The following is an 18,121-nucleotide window of genomic DNA, read 5'->3' as shown; positions in this document are numbered from 1 at the left end:
GGCCCCGCGAGCGGCGCGGCGCACGAATGAGCTCCGTACTATAGCTAACGACGCCGCAGTTTGAAAGGCTACGGGGACAAAGCTAATGCTACACTGTACGCCGTTTAACGCTAACCACTACGGAGAATTCAGTGTCTTCATTGCCCGTCAGCGCGGTGCTCGATGAGTTGCTGGCTGCGCTGCAGTCTGCCCCGCAGGTGCTGTTGCACGCCCCGACCGGCGCCGGTAAATCCACCTGGTTGCCGCTGCAGATCCTGGCTAAGGCCGGGTTGCCGGGGCGCATTATCATGCTGGAGCCGCGGCGGCTGGCGGCGAAAAACGTCGCCTATCGCCTGGCGCAGCAACTGGGGGAGGAGCCTGGTCAGACCGTGGGCTACCGCATGCGCGCCGAAAGCAAAAGCGGGCCGCAGACTCGGCTGGAAGTGGTGACGGAAGGCATTCTCACCCGCATGCTGCAGCAGGATGCCGAGCTGCAGGGCGTGTCGTTGGTGATCCTCGATGAGTTCCATGAACGCAGCCTGCAGGCCGATTTGGCGCTGGCGTTGCTGCTCGACGTGCAGCAAGGGCTGCGCGACGATCTGAAACTGCTGATCATGTCGGCCACTTTGGATAACGCTCGCCTGTCGCAGTTGCTGCCGGAAGCGCCGGTAGTGGTGTCCGAGGGGCGCAGTTTCCCGGTTGAACGCCTGTATCAGCCGTTGGCCAGCCATCAGCGGCTGGAGGACGGCGTAGCGGCGGCGGTGAAGCGGTTGCTGGCCGAACAGCCGGGATCTTTGCTGCTGTTCCTGCCGGGCGTGGCGGAGATCAATCGGGTGCTGGAGCGATTGACCGGCGAGGTGGCGAGCGATACCGATCTTTGCCCGCTGTATGGTGCCTTGCCTCTGGCGCAACAGCAAAAAGCGATTCAACCGGCGGCGCCTGGCCGCCGCAAGGTGGTGCTGGCGACCAACATCGCTGAAACCAGCCTGACGATCGAGGGCATTCGGCTGGTGGTGGACAGCGGCCTGGAGCGCGTGGCGCGTTACGACGTGCGCAACGGTTTGACACGGCTGGCGACGCAGCGCATCAGTCAGGCCTCGATGGTGCAGCGTGCCGGGCGCGCCGGGCGCCTGGAGCCGGGCCTTTGCTGGCATCTGTTCGTCAAAGAACAGGCGGAACGCGCGGCGGAACATGCCGAACCGGATATTTTACAGAGCGATCTCACCGGCTTCTGGCTCGAACTGTTGCAGTGGGGTTGTCACGATCCGGCGCAGCTGACCTGGCTTGATGCGCCGCCGGCGGCGGCATTGGCGGCGGCCAGGGCGTTGTTGCGCCGGTTGGGGGCTACGGATGACGGCGACAAACTCACCGCGCCGGGGCGCCAGATGGCCGCGTTGGGGTGCGAGCCGCGGCTGGCGGCGATGCTGGTCGCCGGCGCGACGCTGAGCGCCGACGGCCTGGCGACGGCGGCGTTGTTGGCGGCATTGCTGGAAGAACCGCCGCGCGGCGGGCAGATGGATATCGGTTATTGGCTGAGCCGCCCGCAAGCGAACTGGCGGCAGCGCGCGGCGCAGTTGGCCAAACGCCTGCCGCAACGTGCGGGGCAAGTCGACGTCGAGTTGGCGCCGCGCCTGTTGGCGTCGGCATTTGCCGATCGCATCGCCCAGCGCCGTGGCCAGGACGGCCGCTACTTGCTGGCTAACGGCATGGGGGCGGCGATGAACCAGGATGAGGCGCTGTCGCGCGCGCCCTGGCTGATCGTCCCCAGCCTGTTGCAGGGCCACAACAGCCCCGATGCGCGAATCCTGTTGGCGTTGCCGGTGGACATCGAAGCGCTGGCGGCGCAGCTGCCGGCGATGGTCATGCAGCGCACGGCGGTGGAATGGGATGAAGAGAAGGGCACGCTGCGCGCCTGGAAGCGCCAGCAGATCGGCCGTCTGACGCTGCGCGCTCAGCCGCTGGCCAAGCCGGCGGACGAAGAGCTGCAGCAGGCGCTGCTCGATTGGGTGCGCGCGCAGGGGCTGGCGGTGCTCAACTGGGAGGGCGCCGCCGAACAATTGCGGGTGCGCCTGCAGTGCGCGCAAGCCTGGCTGCCGGAGGCGGAGTGGCCGGCGATGGATGAAGAGCCGCTGCTGGCGGCGCTGGATCAGTGGCTGCTGCCGTCGCTGAACGGCGTGCGCGATCTGCGCGGCTTGAAGCAGGTCAACCTCGCCGAGGCGTTGTCCCGCCTGCTGGACTGGCAGCAAAAGCAGCGGCTGGATAATGCGCTACCCACTCATTACACTGTGCCGACCGGCAGCCGCCTGCCGATCCGTTATGAGGCCGGCAAACCGCCGGCGCTGGCGGTGCGTTTGCAGGAGATGTTCGGCGAGCAGCGCAGCCCGATGTTGGCTGAGGGTCGCATCCCGGTGGTGCTTGAGTTACTCTCACCGGCGCACCGGCCGTTGCAAATCACCGGCGATCTGGCGGCCTTCTGGCAAGGCGCCTACCGCGAGGTGCAAAAAGAGATGAAGGGCCGCTACCCGAAACACGTGTGGCCGGACGATCCGGCCACGGCGGTACCGACGCGCCGAACGAAGAAATATCAGTAGGCCGCGATCATTCAAGGTTTGGAATTCAGATGTTTCTTCTGGTCAGCGCTGCGGCGTCGGCACAGATTAAGCGACTAATCATGGCCGGCAGTGTCGGCAAGCTCGGAGAACAACAGCCATGGCTGGGGATGACCGCGAGCCCATCGGGCGCAAAGGAAAACAACCAAAAAGCACCGCGTCGCGCAAGCCGCCGCGCCGTCGCCGAGACGACGATTATGACGATTACGAAGAAGACGAGTATGACGATGATGAGTATGAAGAGGAGGAGGAACGCATGCCGCGTAAGGTAAAAGCGACTCCGCCGCGTAAAAAACGCCGCTGGCTCGGCCTGATTATCAAACTGATCCTGGTGCTCGCCGTCCTGTTGGCGATCTACGGCGTCTATTTGGATTCCCAGATCCGCAGCCGCATCGACGGCAAAGTCTGGCAATTGCCGGCGGCGGTGTACGGCCGCATGGTCAACCTGGAACCGGGCATGCCGTACAGCAAGAAGGAGATGGTCAACCTGCTGGAAGGGATGCAGTATCGCCAGGTCAGCCGCATGACGCGTCCGGGCGAGTTTACCGTACAGGCCAACAGCATCGAGATGCTGCGTCGCCCGTTCGACTTCCCGGATGGTAAAGAAGGGCAGATCCGCGCCCGCCTCGATTTCCAGAACAACCGCCTGGCGAAGATCGAAAACCTGGACAGCGGCCGCAGCTTCGGCTTCTTCCGCCTCGATCCGCGTCTTATCACCATGCTGCAGTCGCCGAACGGTGAACAGCGCCTGTTCGTGCCGCGCTCCGGTTTCCCGGATCTGTTGGTGGATACGCTGATCGCCACGGAAGACCGCCACTTCTATGAGCATGACGGCATCAGCCCGTACTCCATCGGCCGTGCGGTGCTGGCCAACCTGACCGCCGGCCGTGCGGTGCAGGGCGGCAGTACTCTGACGCAGCAGCTGGTGAAGAACCTGTTCCTGACCAACGAACGTTCGCTGTGGCGTAAGGCCAACGAAGCCTATATGGCGCTGTTGGTCGATTACCGTTACAGCAAGGATCGCATTCTGGAGCTGTATCTGAACGAGGTGTATCTCGGCCAGAGCGGCGGCGACCAGATCCGCGGCTTCCCGCTGGCCAGCCTGTATTACTTCGGCCGCCCGGTGGACGAGCTGAGCCTCGATCAGCAGGCGCTGCTGGTCGGCATGGTCAAGGGCGCGTCGCTGTACAACCCGTGGCGTAACCCGAAACTGGCGCTGGAACGCCGCAACCTGGTGCTCAAACTGCTGCAGAACCAGGGTGTGATCGACGGCGAGCTGTATGACATGCTGAGCGCGCGTCCGCTGGGCGTACAGCCGAAAGGCGGCGTCATTACGCCACAGCCGGCGTTTATGCAGATGGTGCGCCAGGAACTGCAGAGCAAGCTGGGCGATAAGGTCAATGACCTGTCCGGCGTGAAGATCTTCACCACGCTGGATCCGGTGTCGCAAGACGCGGCGGAAAAAGCGGTCGAAGACGGCATCCCGGCGCTGCGCGCCGCGCGTCACCTGCAGGATCTGGAGGCGGCGATGGTGATCGTCGATCGCTTCAGCGGTGAAGTGCGCGCCATGGTCGGCGGCGCCAATCCGCAGTTCGCCGGTTTCAACCGCGCCATGCAGGCGCGCCGTTTGGTCGGCTCGCTGGCCAAGCCGCCGACGTATCTGACCGCGCTGTCCGAACCGGATAAATACCGCCTCAACACCTGGCTGGCGGATGCGCCGCTGTCGCTGAAACAGCCGAACGGCGCCGTCTGGCAGCCGAACAACTACGATCGCAAATTCCGCGGTCAGGTGATGCTGGTGGATGCGTTGGCCAACTCGCTGAACGTGCCGACGGTGAACCTCGGCCTGTCGGTCGGGCTGGATCAGATCAGCGCCACGCTGCAACGCCTCGGGATCCCGAAAGCGGAGATCAACCCGGTGCCTTCGATGCTGCTGGGGGCGATCGGCCTGACGCCGATGGAAGTGGCGCAGGAATACCAGACCATCGCCAGCGGCGGTAACCGTGCGCCGCTGTCGGCGGTGCGTTCGGTGATCGCCGAAGACGGCACGGTGCTGTACCAGAGCTTCCCGCAGGCGGAGCGCATGGTGCCGGCGCAGGCCGCTTACCTGACGCTGTACGCGATGCAGCAGGGCGTGGCGCGCGGAACCTCCCGCTCGCTGTCGGTGAAGTTCCCGAACTACAACCTGGCGGCGAAAACCGGTACCACCAACGATCTGCGCGACAGCTGGTTCGCAGGCATCGACGGCAAGGAAGTGGCGATCGCCTGGGTCGGGCGCGATAACAACGGCCCGGCCAAGCTGACCGGCGCCAACGGCGCGTTGACCCTCTATCGCCGCTATCTGGAAAACCAGACGCCGCTGCCGCTGATGTTGCAGCCGCCGGAGGGCATTAACCAGATGAGCATCGACTCTGCCGGCAACTTTATCTGCGGCGGCGGCAGTTGGCGCACCATCCCGGTCTGGACCGACAATCCGCAGGGATTGTGCCAGGCCAGCCAGGCGGCGGTGCAGCAGCAACAGCAACAACCGGCGGCGGGTGAGCAAAAAGATGGCGATGGCGTCGCCGGCTGGATCAAGGATATGTTCGGCCAGTAATCGCTACCGGGGCGTCGGCCCCGGTGAAAGTTTTTTCTTTGTTATTAAGCCCGTAACCTTGGTTGCGGGCTTTTTTATTTTTCTGCTTGTTTTATTTCCCTGCTAACCGCAAGGCTAAGCGTCTAATCCTTAACCTATTTGCCCTATGAATTCGGCTTGCAGTTTAATTTGGCTTCTGCATAAAATGCGACGCTTATAATAATTATTATCGTTTACATTCGTCATTTAATTATTCATCAGAGAAATCAACTATGCCGACCAAGCGTCTTCCATCATTCGCGGCCAAGCAGGGCCGCCTCCCCGTCAGCGCGTTAGCGATCACCGTCGCCGCGGCGCTGGGCACGCTGGCGATGCCGGCCTTTTCCGCCGACGCCAAATCGGCCGCCAAGGAAGACACGATTACCGTTGTGGGCGGTAGCAATACCGCCCAGCAGGAAAGCGCCTGGGGGCCGGTCGGCACCTATGTCGCCAAACGCAGCGCCACCGGCACCAAAACCGATACGCCGATCGAGAAGAACCCGCAATCCGTTTCCGTGGTGACGCGTGAAGAGATGGACATGCGCCAACCGGATACGGTGAAGGGCGCGCTGGCCTATGCGCCGGGCGTATTCGCCAGCCGCGGCAGCTCCACGACCTATGACGCGGTGGCAATCCGCGGCTTCCCGGCCACCAACACCACCCAGTATCTGGATGGCCTGCGGTTGCTGGGCGACAACTACAGCGAAGCGTCCATCGATCCTTATTTCCTCGAGCGCGCCGAGCTGCTGCGCGGCCCGGTCTCGGTGCTGTACGGTAAAAGCAACCCGGGCGGTTTGGTCTCGATGGTCAGCAAGCGGCCAACCACCGAGCCGCTGCGCGAAATCCAGTTCAAGATGGGCAGCGACAACCTGTTCCAGACCGGTTTCGATTTCAGCGACGCGCTGGACGATCAGGGCATCTATTCCTATCGCCTGACCGGCCTGGCGAAAGACAGTGATACGCAGCAGACCATGAGCAAAGAGAAGCGCTATGCGATCGCGCCGTCCTTTAGCTGGCGCCCGGATGACAAAACCAACTTCACGCTGCTGGCCAACATTCAAAACGATCCCTATACCGGTTATTACGGCTGGTTGCCGAAGCAGGGCACGCTGATCCCGTTGCCGGACGGCAGCAAACTGCCGACCGATTTCAACGAAGGCGAAGCCAGCAACTATATGGCGCGCAAGCAGCGGATGATCGGGTACAGTTTCGAACACGCCTTCAACGATACCTGGGCAGTGCGCCAGAACCTGCGTTATATGCAGGTGGACACCGATATGAAGAGCATCTACGGATTTGGCTTGTCATCACCGACGACGATCAATCGCGCTTACGTTCAGTCGAAAGAGCACCTGAACAATTTTGCGGTTGATACTCAGGCGCAGGCGAAGGTGAAAACTGGCGATATCGACCATACGCTGTTGTTTGGCGTAGATTATTCGCGTATGCGCAACGATATCAATTCCGACTATGGTTCCGCAGACGGCCTGAGCATGACCCAGCCGCAGTATGGCAATGATGTGGTCAATATCAACTTCCCATACAAGTATTTGAACCGTCAGGAGCAAACCGGCCTGTATGTGCAGGAGCAAGGGGAGTGGAACCAGTGGCTGTTGACGCTGGGCGGGCGCTATGACTGGGCGAAAACGTCGGCCAATAACCGCGTTCTCGGGTATACCAACGAACGCTCCGATGGGCAGTTTACCTGGCGCGGCGGATTGAATTACCTGTTCGACAACGGCGTGACGCCGTATTTCAGCTACAGTGAGTCGTTTGAACCGACCCTCGATACGTCAATCAACGGCCAGACCTTTAAGCCCTCGATCGGCAAGCAGTATGAAGCCGGTGTGAAATACGTGCCGAAGGATCGCCCAATCGTGTTGACCGGCGCCCTGTATCAGCTGACCAAGAACAACAACCTGACGCCGGATCCGGATAACGCGCAGTTCAGCGTGCAGAGCGGCGAGATCCGTTCGCGCGGCGTGGAGCTGGAAGCCAAGGCGGCGTTGAATGCCAACGTCAACCTGATCGCCTCCTATACCTATACCGATGCGAAGTACACCAAGGACAATACCTATCAGGGCAAACCGACCGTCGAGGTGCCGAAACATATGGCGTCGCTGTGGGCGGATTATACCTTCCACGAAACGGCGGTGAGCGGCCTGACGCTGGGTTCCGGCGTGCGTTACGTCGGCTCCAGCTCGAGCTTCAACAGCGATAACTCCACCTTCAAGGTGCCGGACTACACGCTGGTGGACGCGACCATTAAATACGATCTGGCGCGCTTTGGCCTGCCGGGTTCGTCCGTGGGCGTCAACATCAACAACCTGTTCGACAAGACCTACGTGTCGAGCTGCTACCGCGACTACGCCTGCTATTGGGGCGCAGAACGCCAGGTGGTCGCCACCGCAACCTTCCGTTTCTAACCGGATAGCCGGGGCGGCGCCGCGTCGCCCCGGACAAAGCAGGATCTATGCAGGACAAACTTCTTAATCCCGGCGCGACCTTCGCGCTGGATAACGCCAGTTTCGCCGTCCCCGGCCGGGTGCTGCTGCAACCGCTGTCGCTCAGTTTTCCCCAGGGCAAAGTCTGCGGCCTGATCGGCCATAACGGTTCCGGTAAATCCACCCTGTTGAAACTGTTCGGGCGGCACCATGCGCCCAGCGGCGGCCAGGTACTGCTCAATCGGCAGCCGTTGGCGCAGTGGGACAGCAAATCCTTCGCCCGCCAGGTGGCCTACCTGCCGCAGCAATTGCCGGCGGCGGAAGGCATGACGGTGCGCGAGCTGGTGGCCGTCGGCCGCTATCCGTGGCATGGCGCGCTGGGGCGTTTTGGCGCCAACGATCGTCAACAGGTGGAAGAGGCCATCGCGCTGGTGGGCTTGAAGCCGTTCGCCAACCGGCTGGTGGACAGCCTGTCCGGCGGCGAGCGCCAACGCGCCTGGCTGGCGATGATGGTGGCGCAGGACAGCCGCTGCCTGCTGCTCGACGAGCCGACCTCGGCGCTGGATATCGCGCACCAGGTCGAGGTGCTGGCGCTGATCCAGCGCCTGAGCCGCGAACGCGATCTTACGGTGATCGCCGTACTGCACGACATCAACATGGCGGCGCGCTACTGCGACCATTTGGTGGCGCTGCGTGGCGGTGAAATGATCGCCCAGGGCGGCCCGCTGGAGCTGATGCAGGGGCCGGTGCTGGAGCAAATTTACGGTATTCCTATGGGCACGTTGCCGCATCCGAGCGGCGGCGCGCCGGTGAGTTTTGTCTACTGATGTCCTCTGCATTCACTTCTTCTCACGATCCGCTGCGCCGCCGTTTATTGATGGCGCTCGCGCTGTCGCCGCTGTTGGGTTCGTTGCCCGGCAGAGCGGCGGATGCGCCGCCGGATATCGCGCGCGTTGCGGCGCTGGAATGGTTGCCGATCGAGCTGCTGTTGGCATTGGGCGTGACGCCGCTGGCGGTGGCCGATGTCCATAACTATAACCTGTGGGTGGCGGAGCCAAAGCTGCCGACGACGGTGGTCGACGTCGGTCAGCGCACCGAACCGAACCTCGAACTGCTGCAGCAACTGCAGCCTTCGCTGGTGTTGTTGTCGCAAGGCTATGGCCCGACGCCGCGCAAAATCCAACCCATCGCGCCAACCATGAGCTTCGGCTTCAACGACGGCAGCGGCAAACCGCTGACCGTCGCTCGCCAGTCGCTGCTGGCGCTGGGCCAGCGGTTGGGCATAGAAAGCCGGGCGGTAAACCACCTGGCGCAGTTCGACAGCTTTATGCAGGACGCGCGTCAGCGCCTGCAAAGCTACACCCGACAACCGCTGCTGTTGTTTTCCCTGATCGACACGCGCCATGCGCTGATCATCGGCCAGAAAAGTCTGTTCCAGGAAGCGATGGATCAACTCGGCATCCGCAACGCCTGGCAGGAGCCAACCGATTTTTGGGGCACGGCGGTGGTGGGGATTGAACGGTTGGCCACGGTGCGTAACGCCCGGGTCATTTATCTCGATCACGGCAATCAGGCGATGATGGACAAGGTCAGCGCGACGCCTTTGTGGCAGTCGTTGCCCTTCGTGCGACAAAACCAGCTGCGGCAGGTGCCGGCGGTGTGGTTCTATGGCGCTACGCTGTCGACGATGCGTTTCTGCCGCCTGTTGGCGCAAGCTCAGGAGAGTGCGTCATGAATGCGGGCATCCGGAAATTGCCGCTGACGCTGATCCTGCTGTTGCTGGCGGCGGCAGGCGGTTTGACGATATATAACCTGGTGCAGCAGCTGCCGCCGGCGCAATGGGTGCGGGCGCTCAGCGCGCCGGACATCGACGACGTGCGGCAAATGCTGTTCCATTACAGCCTGCTGCCGCGGTTGACGGTGTCACTGTTGGCCGGCGCCGGTCTGGGGTTGGTTGGCGTGCTGTTCCAGCAGGTGTTGCGCAATCCTTTGGCGGAACCGTCGACGCTCGGCGTGGCCGCCGGCGCGCAGCTCGGCCTGACCATCGCCACGCTGTGGGTGCTGCCGGGGGGCGAGTTCACCCGCCAGCTGGCCGCTATGGTGGGGGCGATTGTGGTGGGCGGGCTGGTGTTTGGCGTCGCCTGGGGCAAGCGGATGTCGCCGGTGACGCTGATTCTGGCCGGGCTGGTGCTGGGACTTTACTGCGGCGCGGTCAACAGCCTGCTGGCGCTGTTTCATTACGATCAACTGCAGGGCATGTTCCTGTGGGGCACCGGCGCGTTGAACCAACAGGACTGGAGCGCCGTACGGTTCCTCCTGCCGCGTTTGCTGGTGGCCGGTGCGCTGGCGGCGCTATTGCTGCGCCCGCTGACGCTGCTGGGGCTGGACGACGGCGTGGCGCGCAACCTGGGGCTGGGGCTGTCGATGGCGCGCTTCTGCGCCCTGGGGTTGGCCATTATCTTCAGCGCCATGCTGGTGAGCGCGGTGGGCGTTATCGGCTTTATCGGCCTGTTTGCGCCGCTGATGGCGAAGATGCTGGGCGCGCGCCGTCTGGCGCACCGCATGATGCTGGCGCCGTTTCTGGGGGCGCTGTTGCTGTGGCTGACCGATCAGGTGATGCTCGGGGTCACGCAGGTGTGGCGCGAGATCCCGACCGGCGCGGCCACCGCGCTGTTCGGCGCGCCGCTGCTGCTGTGGCTGCTGCCGCGTTTGCGCAGCGCCGCCACGCCGCCGCCGATGAACCTGGGCGACAAGGTGCCTGCCGAGCGCGGGCATCTGGCGGGCTGGATTGGCCTGGCCGGCGTCGTGTTGCTGATTGGCCTGACGCTGGCGCTGATGCTGGGTAAAAATGCCGGCGGCTGGCACTGGAGCCTGGGGGCGGAGCTGGACGCCTTGCTGCCGTGGCGTTGGCCGCGGGTGCTGTCGGCGTTGGCCGCGGGTATGATGCTGGCGGTCGCTGGCACGCTGATTCAGAAACTGACCGGTAACCCGATGGCCAGCCCGGAAGTGTTGGGCATCAGCTCCGGCGCCGCTTTTGGCGTCGTGATGATGCTGTTTATGGTGCCGGGCGACGCCTTCGTTTGGCTGCTGCCCGCCGGCAGTCTGGGGGCGGCCGCGACGCTGCTGATCATCATGATCGCCGCAGGCCGCGGCGGTTTCTCGACGGAACGCATGCTGCTCGCCGGTATCGCGCTCAGCACCGCCTTTACCACCGTTATCTTCCTGCTGTTGGCCAGCGGCGATCCGCGTATGGGGGGCTTGCTGACCTGGCTCTCCGGTTCGACCTATTCAGTGGAGCCGGCGCAGGCGCTGCGCACCGCGCTGGTGGCCGCCGGCCTGATGGTATTGGCGCCGCTGTGCCGCCGCTGGCTGACCATCCTGCCGCTCGGCGGAGCCACCGCCCGTTCGGTGGGGATTGCGCTGACGCCTGCGCGATTGACCATCCTGTTGTTAGCCGCCACGCTGACCGCCATGGCGACCCTGACCGTGGGGCCGCTGAGCTTTGTCGGACTGATGGCGCCGCACATGGCGCGCATGTTGGGCTTCCGCCGCGCGCTGTCGCAGATGGTGATCGCCGCGCTGTTGGGCGGTTTGCTGATGGTATTTGCCGACTGGTGCGGGCGGATGCTGCTGTTTCCGTATCAGATCCCCGCCGGGTTACTGGCGACCTTTATCGGCGCGCCGTACTTCGTTTATCTGTTGCGCAAGCAGACGTCGTAATCGGCATCTCGGCCATGCTTTTTCTGCCATCAAAGGCTCAGCGTCGCTGAGCCTTTTTTTATTTTTCATGGTGTTGTAAGGCGCTGCGAGCGGCTGCGCAAAAATGATATTGCGTGCGAAAAGGAACACGGGGTGTGGTGGTGAGATGAATATACTGCGGGCGGGTGCTCTGGATCTTTGTCTCTGGAGCCCGAGCGAAAGATACAAAGAGAAAAGCCCCGAGTCGATGTCCATCAACCCGAGGCCTACTCTAACGCGTGACAACGTTAAGTTAGCCTCTTACCCGCCGCGAGGCAAGGAGAAGAAGGCATGATGCCGAACAAACGGAGCCTGTTAAAATTGGTGGTTATTTGTGCCACGGTAATATCACTGGCATGGATAACGCGCAGCACGCTGTGTGAGCTGCGTATCCGATCGGGCACTACGGAGGTTGCGGCCATTTTGGCTTACGAATCCGAACGGTAAGGCAACCCGGCGGCGGGGGCGGTGCCTCCGCTTGCTGGCAGTCGATGCGTTGATCCGGGAGCACCCATCCGCTCAAAAAAAACGGCGAGCCAAGGCTCGCCGTTTTTCATGTTGATGTCGGGGCTTATTTCAGGCCGGCGGCATCGCGCAGCAGCTCAGCTTTGTCGGTCGCTTCCCACGGGAAGTGCTCGCGGCCGAAGTGGCCGTAGGCGGCGGTTTCGCGGTAGATCGGCTGCAGCAGATCCATCATCTGGATCAGGCCGTATGGGCGCAGATCGAAGAATTCGCGCACCAGCAGCGTCAGCTGTTCGGTTGGCACTTTCTCGGTACCGAAGGTTTCCACCATGATGGAAGTCGGTTCCGCTACGCCGATAGCGTAAGACACCTGGATCTCGCAGCGATCGGCCAGGCCGGCGGCGACGATGTTTTTCGCCACGTAGCGCGCCGCGTAAGCCGCGGAACGGTCAACCTTGGACGGATCCTTACCGGAGAAGGCGCCGCCGCCGTGGCGAGCCATGCCGCCGTAGGTGTCGACGATGATTTTACGTCCGGTCAGGCCGCAGTCGCCCATCGGGCCGCCGATAACGAAACGGCCGGTCGGGTTGATGTGGTATTTGGTGCCCGCCGTCAGCCATTCCGCCGGCAGTACCGGCTTGATGATCTCTTCCATCACCGCTTCTTGCAGATCTTTCAGCGCGATGTCTTCGGAATGCTGGGTGGACAGAACGACGGCGTCGATGCCGACGATTTTGCCGTCGTCGTATTGGAAGGTCACCTGGCTCTTCGCGTCCGGGCGCAGCCACGGCAGGGTGCCGTTTTTACGCACTTCGGACTGGCGCTGCACCAGACGGTGTGCGTAGGTCACCGGAGCCGGCATCAGCACGTCGGTTTCGTTGGTGGCGTAGCCAAACATCAAGCCCTGATCGCCGGCGCCCTGCTCGAGAGGATCGGTACGGTCAACGCCCTGATTGATATCCGGGGATTGCTTGCCGATAGCGCTCAATACTGCGCAGGAGTTGGCGTCAAAGCCCATGTCCGAATGAACGTAGCCGATCTCGCGCACGGTCTTGCGGGTGATCTCTTCGATATCGACCCAGGCGCTGGTGGTGATTTCACCGCCGACCAGGACCATGCCGGTTTTCACGTAGGTTTCGCAGGCGACGCGCGCCTTCGGATCTTGTTCCAGGATGGCGTCGAGGACGGCATCGGAGATCTGATCGGCGATTTTATCTGGATGTCCTTCGGAGACGGATTCGGACGTGAAGAGGTGTTTAGCCATTGTGTTCTTTACCTTGCATAAGACGGGTTAGAAATTACTGCACAGCGCTGGAGATCCGGCATCGAAGCGAAGGGTCTTCCGCTGATGGCGCGAGATGCATCCTGCAACGCCCCTCAGGCAAAGCCGTTAAGCAGTTTATCAGTTAACCAGTATAGATGGATTAACATCTGGACGTCTATTTTAGGTCAGGGTTTAGCCAGATTGCCAGTAATTTTTTGCGCTTTCGCTCTTTTGCGCAAACGGGTTGGCGCCATTTTCATCGCTTGAAACAGTTTTCGGCGAATTTTCATTTTGCTTTTTCACCTGCTTACCGGTATAAACTGCGCGCGCGGTTCATTTGCTGCACAGTACGGCGGCCTGGCGTGGGAGAAGGTACGTTAAACTTCCGCTTTGCATTCGCCGGCATTGCGCTATTATCCGTCGCGGGCGTTCGCCGCTTCATCGAACGGTCACGTTCTTACACTATTTTAGAGGCTGGGTCGTTCACTCCGAACGGCGCGCGTGGAGGTGGTTGGATTAATGATCCGTTGTCTACCGGTTGTTGGTTCCCAACAGCAGTGCCGTTCTGGCGCACATTCTTCTGCTATTTCCCGTCTTGTCTCTCTGTCACTTACCAGGTGCGATAAACACTTGGCCGCTACTCAGGATTCTCGGGCCGGCTAACGGTCGTCTGAAGAACTGAACAAGGGTAGCCTGCAGCCTTCCTGTGGGATGTTTCTTGGCCCGATTCACGAGGTTTGAACAGGGTGTCTTACAATTATATGAGTGATAAACCGATCGCTGACCGCGAACGGCAGTTCTCTTCGCTGCCGCCGGCGCGGCTTGTTGGGTTGTTCTCGCGGGTTGTAGCTGCGATAGTGGCTGGCGGTTTCGTCAGTACGGAATGTGAGGCGAACCATGTCTGATGATCTGTTGATTCACCGTCCGCCGGTTGCGGGCGAGTCTTTATCTTTGCGCTCCATGCAGGAGGTTGCCATGAATGATCGTAATGCCAGCAAGATGCTGCGTACTTATAACGTCGCCTACTGGGGCAACAATTACTATGACGTCAACGAGCTGGGCCATATCAGCGTGTGCCCGGATCCGGATGTCCCGCAGGCGCGCGTCGATCTGGCAGAACTGGTGAAAACGCGCCAGCAAGACGGCCAACGTCTGCCGGCGCTGTTCTGCTTCCCGCAGATCCTTCAGCATCGCCTGCGTTCGATCAACGCCGCGTTCAAACGCGCGCGCGAGTCCTTCGGTTACCAGGGCGGCTATTTCCTGGTGTATCCGATCAAGGTGAACCAACATCGCCGCGTGATTGAATCGCTGGTGAATTCCGGCGAACCGCTGGGGCTGGAAGCCGGATCCAAGGCCGAGCTGATGGCGGTGCTGGCGCATGCCGGCATGACCCGCTCGGTGATCGTCTGTAACGGTTATAAAGATCGTGAATACATTCGCCTGGCGCTGATCGGGGAAAAACTGGGGCACAAGGTGTACCTGGTGATCGAAAAGATGTCCGAGATCAACCTGGTGCTGGAAGAAGCCGAACGCTTGAACGTCATACCGCGCCTGGGCGTGCGTGCGCGTCTGGCGTCGCAAGGCTCCGGCAAATGGCAGTCGAGCGGCGGCGAAAAATCCAAATTCGGTCTGGCGGCGGTGCAGGTGCTGAAGCTGGTGGAGACCCTGCGCGAAGCGGGCCGTCTCGACAGCCTGCAACTGCTGCACTTCCACCTGGGCTCGCAGCTGGCCAACATTCGCGATATCGCCACCGGCGTGCGCGAATCGGCGCGCTTCTACGTTGAGCTGCACAAGCTGGGCGTCAACATTCAGTGCTTCGATGTGGGCGGCGGTTTGGGCGTCGACTACGAAGGCACCCGCTCGCAGTCCGATTGCTCGGTCAACTACGGCCTGAACGAATACGCCAACAACGTGATTTGGGGCATCGGCGACGCCTGTAACGAACACGGCCTGCCGCACCCGACGGTGATCACCGAGTCCGGCCGCGCCGTGACCGCGCACCATACGGTGCTGGTCTCCAACGTGATCGGCGTAGAGCGCAACGAATTCAGCGAACCGCAGCCGCCGGAAGCCGACGCGCCGCGCGCGCTGGAAAGCATGTGGGAAACCTGGCTGGAAATGAACGAGCCGGAGAACCGCCGCTCGCTGCGCGAATGGCTGCACGACAGCCAGATGGATCTGCACGACGTGCATACCCAATATGCGCACGGCATGCTGGACCTGACCAAGCGCGCCTGGGCCGAGCAGCTGTATCTGAACATTTGCAACAAGATCCAGCAGCAGCTCGATCCGAGCAACCGCGCGCATCGCCCGATCATCGATGAGCTGCAAGAGCGCATGGCGGACAAGTTCTACGTCAACTTCTCGCTGTTCCAGTCGATGCCGGATGCCTGGGGCATCGACCAGCTGTTCCCGGTGCTGCCGCTGGAAGGGCTGGACAAGCCGCCGGAAGGCCGCGCGGTGCTGCTCGATATCACCTGCGACTCCGACGGCACCATCGACCATTACGTCGACGGCGACGGCGTGGCGACCACCATGCCGATGCCGCCGTACGATCCGGAGAACCCGCCGGCGCTGGGCTTCTTCATGGTCGGCGCGTATCAGGAGATCCTCGGCAACATGCACAACCTGTTCGGCGACACCGCCTCGGTTGACGTGTACGTGTTCCCGGACGGCAGCGTCGAGACCGAATTGTCCGACGAGGGCGACACCGTGGCGGACATGCTGGAGTACGTGCAGCTCGATCCGAGCGCGCTGCTGTCCAAATTCCGCGATCAGGTCAAAGAAACCGATCTGGACAGCGAGCTGCAGGCGCAGTTCCTGGAAGAGTTTGAAGCCGGCCTGTACGGTTACACGTATCTGGAAGACGAGTAATGAAGTGAAGGAAGGCCGGGCGGCTTAAGGACGCCCGGCCTTTTCTTTTCTGTCGCACGACTAAGTTTTCGATGGCGTACAGGTTGCAGACAGCCATGCTGCCGTTCGAACGGCGGCGCAGGGCGTACTTAACATTACCGGGCTTTTGCCGCCCTGATGCAACGTCCAACTCTGCAGTGGTGAGTTCAACGCGTTACGAAAAGTATGTTTTCTTTCATCTTCTTTATTGAATGCATCCTATATTATAAATCCATCTACTAAATACAAGAAGTCTCTGAAATTAACATTCTCATTCACTAATTAGATCTTTCAATTATAAAACATAACCAGTATTAGTTATTGTTGTTCATTATAAATGCGATAATTGATCAGTTTCTCTTTCATTTTACCTCTTTTTCTTGATGGGTTTGAATTTTTAATCAAGTATCTATATGGTTTTTTCTTTATGAGTGTGGTGGTAATCTCTTTGTTTTATAAGGTGTTATATTTTATTTGTATATTTTATATTCCTGTGAATAGGGCACTATTCTGATTTTTTAAAAAAACAAAATCATTAATTATGAATTATGGTTCTGTTTTTTTTCCCATTTCTCTTTGTGGTTGAATTAATGTTTTTAAATGACTTATTATCCTTGGTGGGTTTCTGATTACTAATGAACTTCCTTAGGTTTTATAAAGCCGATGCAATGCATGGTGCCCGTATTTTTCGTGCATGCGCACCATATATTGGCATCGGTAATAACGATGCGTAGTAAACGTGGTGTTCACGCCACGGTCAATGTATGTATATCGACATATAACTTAGTAGTTTAAATAATATAAGGGACTTATATGAAAAAGTATCTGGTAGCTTCCGCACTGGCCTGTGCGGCGATCTCTTCCTCGGCATTTGCCGCTGATGGTGTGATTAACTTCACCGGTAAGATTGTCGATAACGCCTGTGTGGTTAACCCGACGCTGAATGTACAGATGGGCGATGTGGCGGCGGCTAAGTTTAAAAACGTAGGAGATGAGTCTGATTATAAGGAATTTACTTTGCAGCTGAAAGACTGCCCGGCCAATCTGAAAGCGGCTAAAGTGACTCTGGATGGCGCAGTGGATGATAAAGACGCTAAGCTGTTCAAATTAGACGATGGCGGTGCGGCAGGCTTGGCGCTGCGTATTAACGGGCCTGATAACGAGCACTTGCTCCCCGGCGCGGCCTCGGCGGAGATCGCCTTGAGTGAAGGTGATAACTTGCTGCCGTTCACTGTGGCTTATCGTTCGACAGATAAAGTCACCGCCGGTGATGCCAACGCCACTATCCAATTCAGCGTTTCGTATAACTAATTTTCTATCCGGGCGTTAATCTACCGGCGAAATACGCTTTCGCCGGTTATTTTACATGTTTGCGCTAGGCGGAATCGTTATTCCTCAGCGCTGATTAAAAAAATAACATCAAGGGAATGGATAAAATGAAGGCCGTCTATTTGGCACTTTGTGCCGCACTGTTAATCAACAGTTTTCAGGCCGCTGCCGGTGTGGTGATCGGCGGCACCCGGCTGGTGTACCCCGGCGGCAAGAAAGAAGCGACCATCACGGTGAAAAATCCGGACGATATTCCTTATCTGGTGCAATCGTGGGTCAACGCCGATCTGGAAGGCAACGTCAAGGCACCATTCCTGGTCACGCCGCCGCTGTTTCGTTTGAATGGCGGCAAAGAGAATACGCTGCGGGTGGTGAAAACCGCTCAGGCGCTGCCGGAAGATCGCGAGTCGGTATTCTGGTTCAGCGTCAAGACCGTGCCGCCGGAGGCGGAAGGCAAGGGCAACCATCTGCAAATCGCGGTGCGCACCCGCATCAAACTGTTCTATCGCCCGGCGTCGCTGGCCGGCTCACCGGAAGAAGCGGCGAGCAAAGTACGCTGGGAGCGCAGCGGCAATACGCTGAAAGCGACCAATGATTCCCCCTACTACCTGAGTTTCTCCACGGTCTCGGTCGCCGGTGAAAAAATCAAGGAACCACAGATGGTGGCGCCGTTCGCCACGCTGGCCTATACCCTGCCGCCTTCAGCCACCGGCAAACAGGTGAGCTGGCAGGTGATCAACGACTACGGCGGCCTGAGTGCGCAGCACCAACAAGCGTTGTGATGGCGCGG

11 protein-coding genes are annotated in these 18,121 nt (G+C 60.3%); 10 read left to right on the top strand and 1 reads right to left on the bottom strand.

Features of this window, described 5'->3' with window-relative positions; genetic code table 11:
• Nucleotides 1-131: 131 nt before the first annotated feature.
• The 7 genes from hrpB (at nucleotide 132) to MMS95_RS19985 (ending at nucleotide 11,831) form a co-directional block, all read left to right on the top strand.
• Complete coding sequence (gene hrpB, locus MMS95_RS20015; RefSeq protein ID WP_170310320.1) at nucleotides 132-2,570, top strand: ATP-dependent helicase HrpB; 2,439 nt, start codon at nucleotides 132-134, stop codon at nucleotides 2,568-2,570.
• 118 nt (nucleotides 2,571-2,688) lie between these two features.
• Nucleotides 2,689-5,184, top strand: coding sequence for a bifunctional glycosyl transferase/transpeptidase (gene mrcB, locus MMS95_RS20010; RefSeq protein ID WP_033632116.1), 2,496 nt, complete (start codon nucleotides 2,689-2,691; stop codon nucleotides 5,182-5,184).
• Nucleotides 5,185-5,435: 251 nt separating this feature from the next.
• Nucleotides 5,436-7,628: a ferrichrome porin FhuA gene (fhuA, locus tag MMS95_RS20005; protein WP_103687486.1), complete on the top strand. Its 2,193-nt coding sequence runs from the start codon at nucleotides 5,436-5,438 to the stop codon at nucleotides 7,626-7,628.
• Nucleotides 7,629-7,675: 47 nt separating this feature from the next.
• Nucleotides 7,676-8,473, top strand: coding sequence for a Fe3+-hydroxamate ABC transporter ATP-binding protein FhuC (fhuC, locus tag MMS95_RS20000; RefSeq protein WP_242142145.1), 798 nt, complete (start codon nucleotides 7,676-7,678; stop codon nucleotides 8,471-8,473).
• Nucleotides 8,473-9,381 carry a Fe(3+)-hydroxamate ABC transporter substrate-binding protein FhuD gene (fhuD, locus tag MMS95_RS19995; protein ID WP_103687484.1) on the top strand — a complete coding sequence of 303 codons (909 nt, stop codon included), beginning with the start codon at nucleotides 8,473-8,475 and terminating at the stop codon, nucleotides 9,379-9,381. Before fhuC ends, fhuD begins: the two co-directional genes overlap by 1 nt.
• Nucleotides 9,378-11,366, top strand: coding sequence for a Fe(3+)-hydroxamate ABC transporter permease FhuB (gene fhuB / locus MMS95_RS19990; RefSeq protein WP_242142143.1), 1,989 nt, complete (start codon nucleotides 9,378-9,380; stop codon nucleotides 11,364-11,366). Before fhuD ends, fhuB begins: the two co-directional genes overlap by 4 nt.
• 312 nt (nucleotides 11,367-11,678) lie before the next feature.
• Entirely contained in the window at nucleotides 11,679-11,831 is a 153-nt protein-coding gene (locus MMS95_RS19985; RefSeq protein ID WP_004937610.1) for a Hok/Gef family protein, read from the top strand.
• 124 nt (nucleotides 11,832-11,955) lie between these two features.
• Here the strand turns inward: MMS95_RS19985 and metK are convergent, their stop codons facing one another.
• The gene (gene metK, locus MMS95_RS19980; RefSeq protein WP_004937596.1) at nucleotides 11,956-13,110 is read right to left on the bottom strand and encodes a methionine adenosyltransferase; all 1,155 of its coding nucleotides are present in this window, start codon (nucleotides 13,108-13,110) and stop codon (nucleotides 11,956-11,958) included.
• An 897-nt stretch (nucleotides 13,111-14,007) separates the two neighbouring features.
• On the opposite strand from metK, the gene speA reads away from it, so the two are divergent.
• From speA to MMS95_RS19965, 3 genes are all read left to right on the top strand, one after another.
• Complete coding sequence (speA, locus tag MMS95_RS19975) at nucleotides 14,008-15,984, top strand: biosynthetic arginine decarboxylase (protein ID WP_004937600.1); 1,977 nt, start codon at nucleotides 14,008-14,010, stop codon at nucleotides 15,982-15,984.
• Nucleotides 15,985-16,815: 831 nt separating this feature from the next.
• Nucleotides 16,816-17,313: a fimbrial protein gene (locus MMS95_RS19970; RefSeq protein WP_099982580.1), complete on the top strand. Its 498-nt coding sequence runs from the start codon at nucleotides 16,816-16,818 to the stop codon at nucleotides 17,311-17,313.
• Nucleotides 17,314-17,438: 125 nt separating this feature from the next.
• Complete coding sequence (locus tag MMS95_RS19965) at nucleotides 17,439-18,113, top strand: molecular chaperone (protein ID WP_099982592.1); 675 nt, start codon at nucleotides 17,439-17,441, stop codon at nucleotides 18,111-18,113.
• The last annotated feature ends 8 nt before the right edge of the window (nucleotides 18,114-18,121 follow it).

It is taken from the genome of Serratia sp. PGPR-27, from assembly GCF_022678525.1.
Classification (GTDB): Bacteria; Pseudomonadota; Gammaproteobacteria; order Enterobacterales; family Enterobacteriaceae; genus Serratia; species Serratia nematodiphila.
Note: the sequence above shows the minus strand (reverse complement) of the source record. Positions and strands in the feature narration are given on the sequence as shown.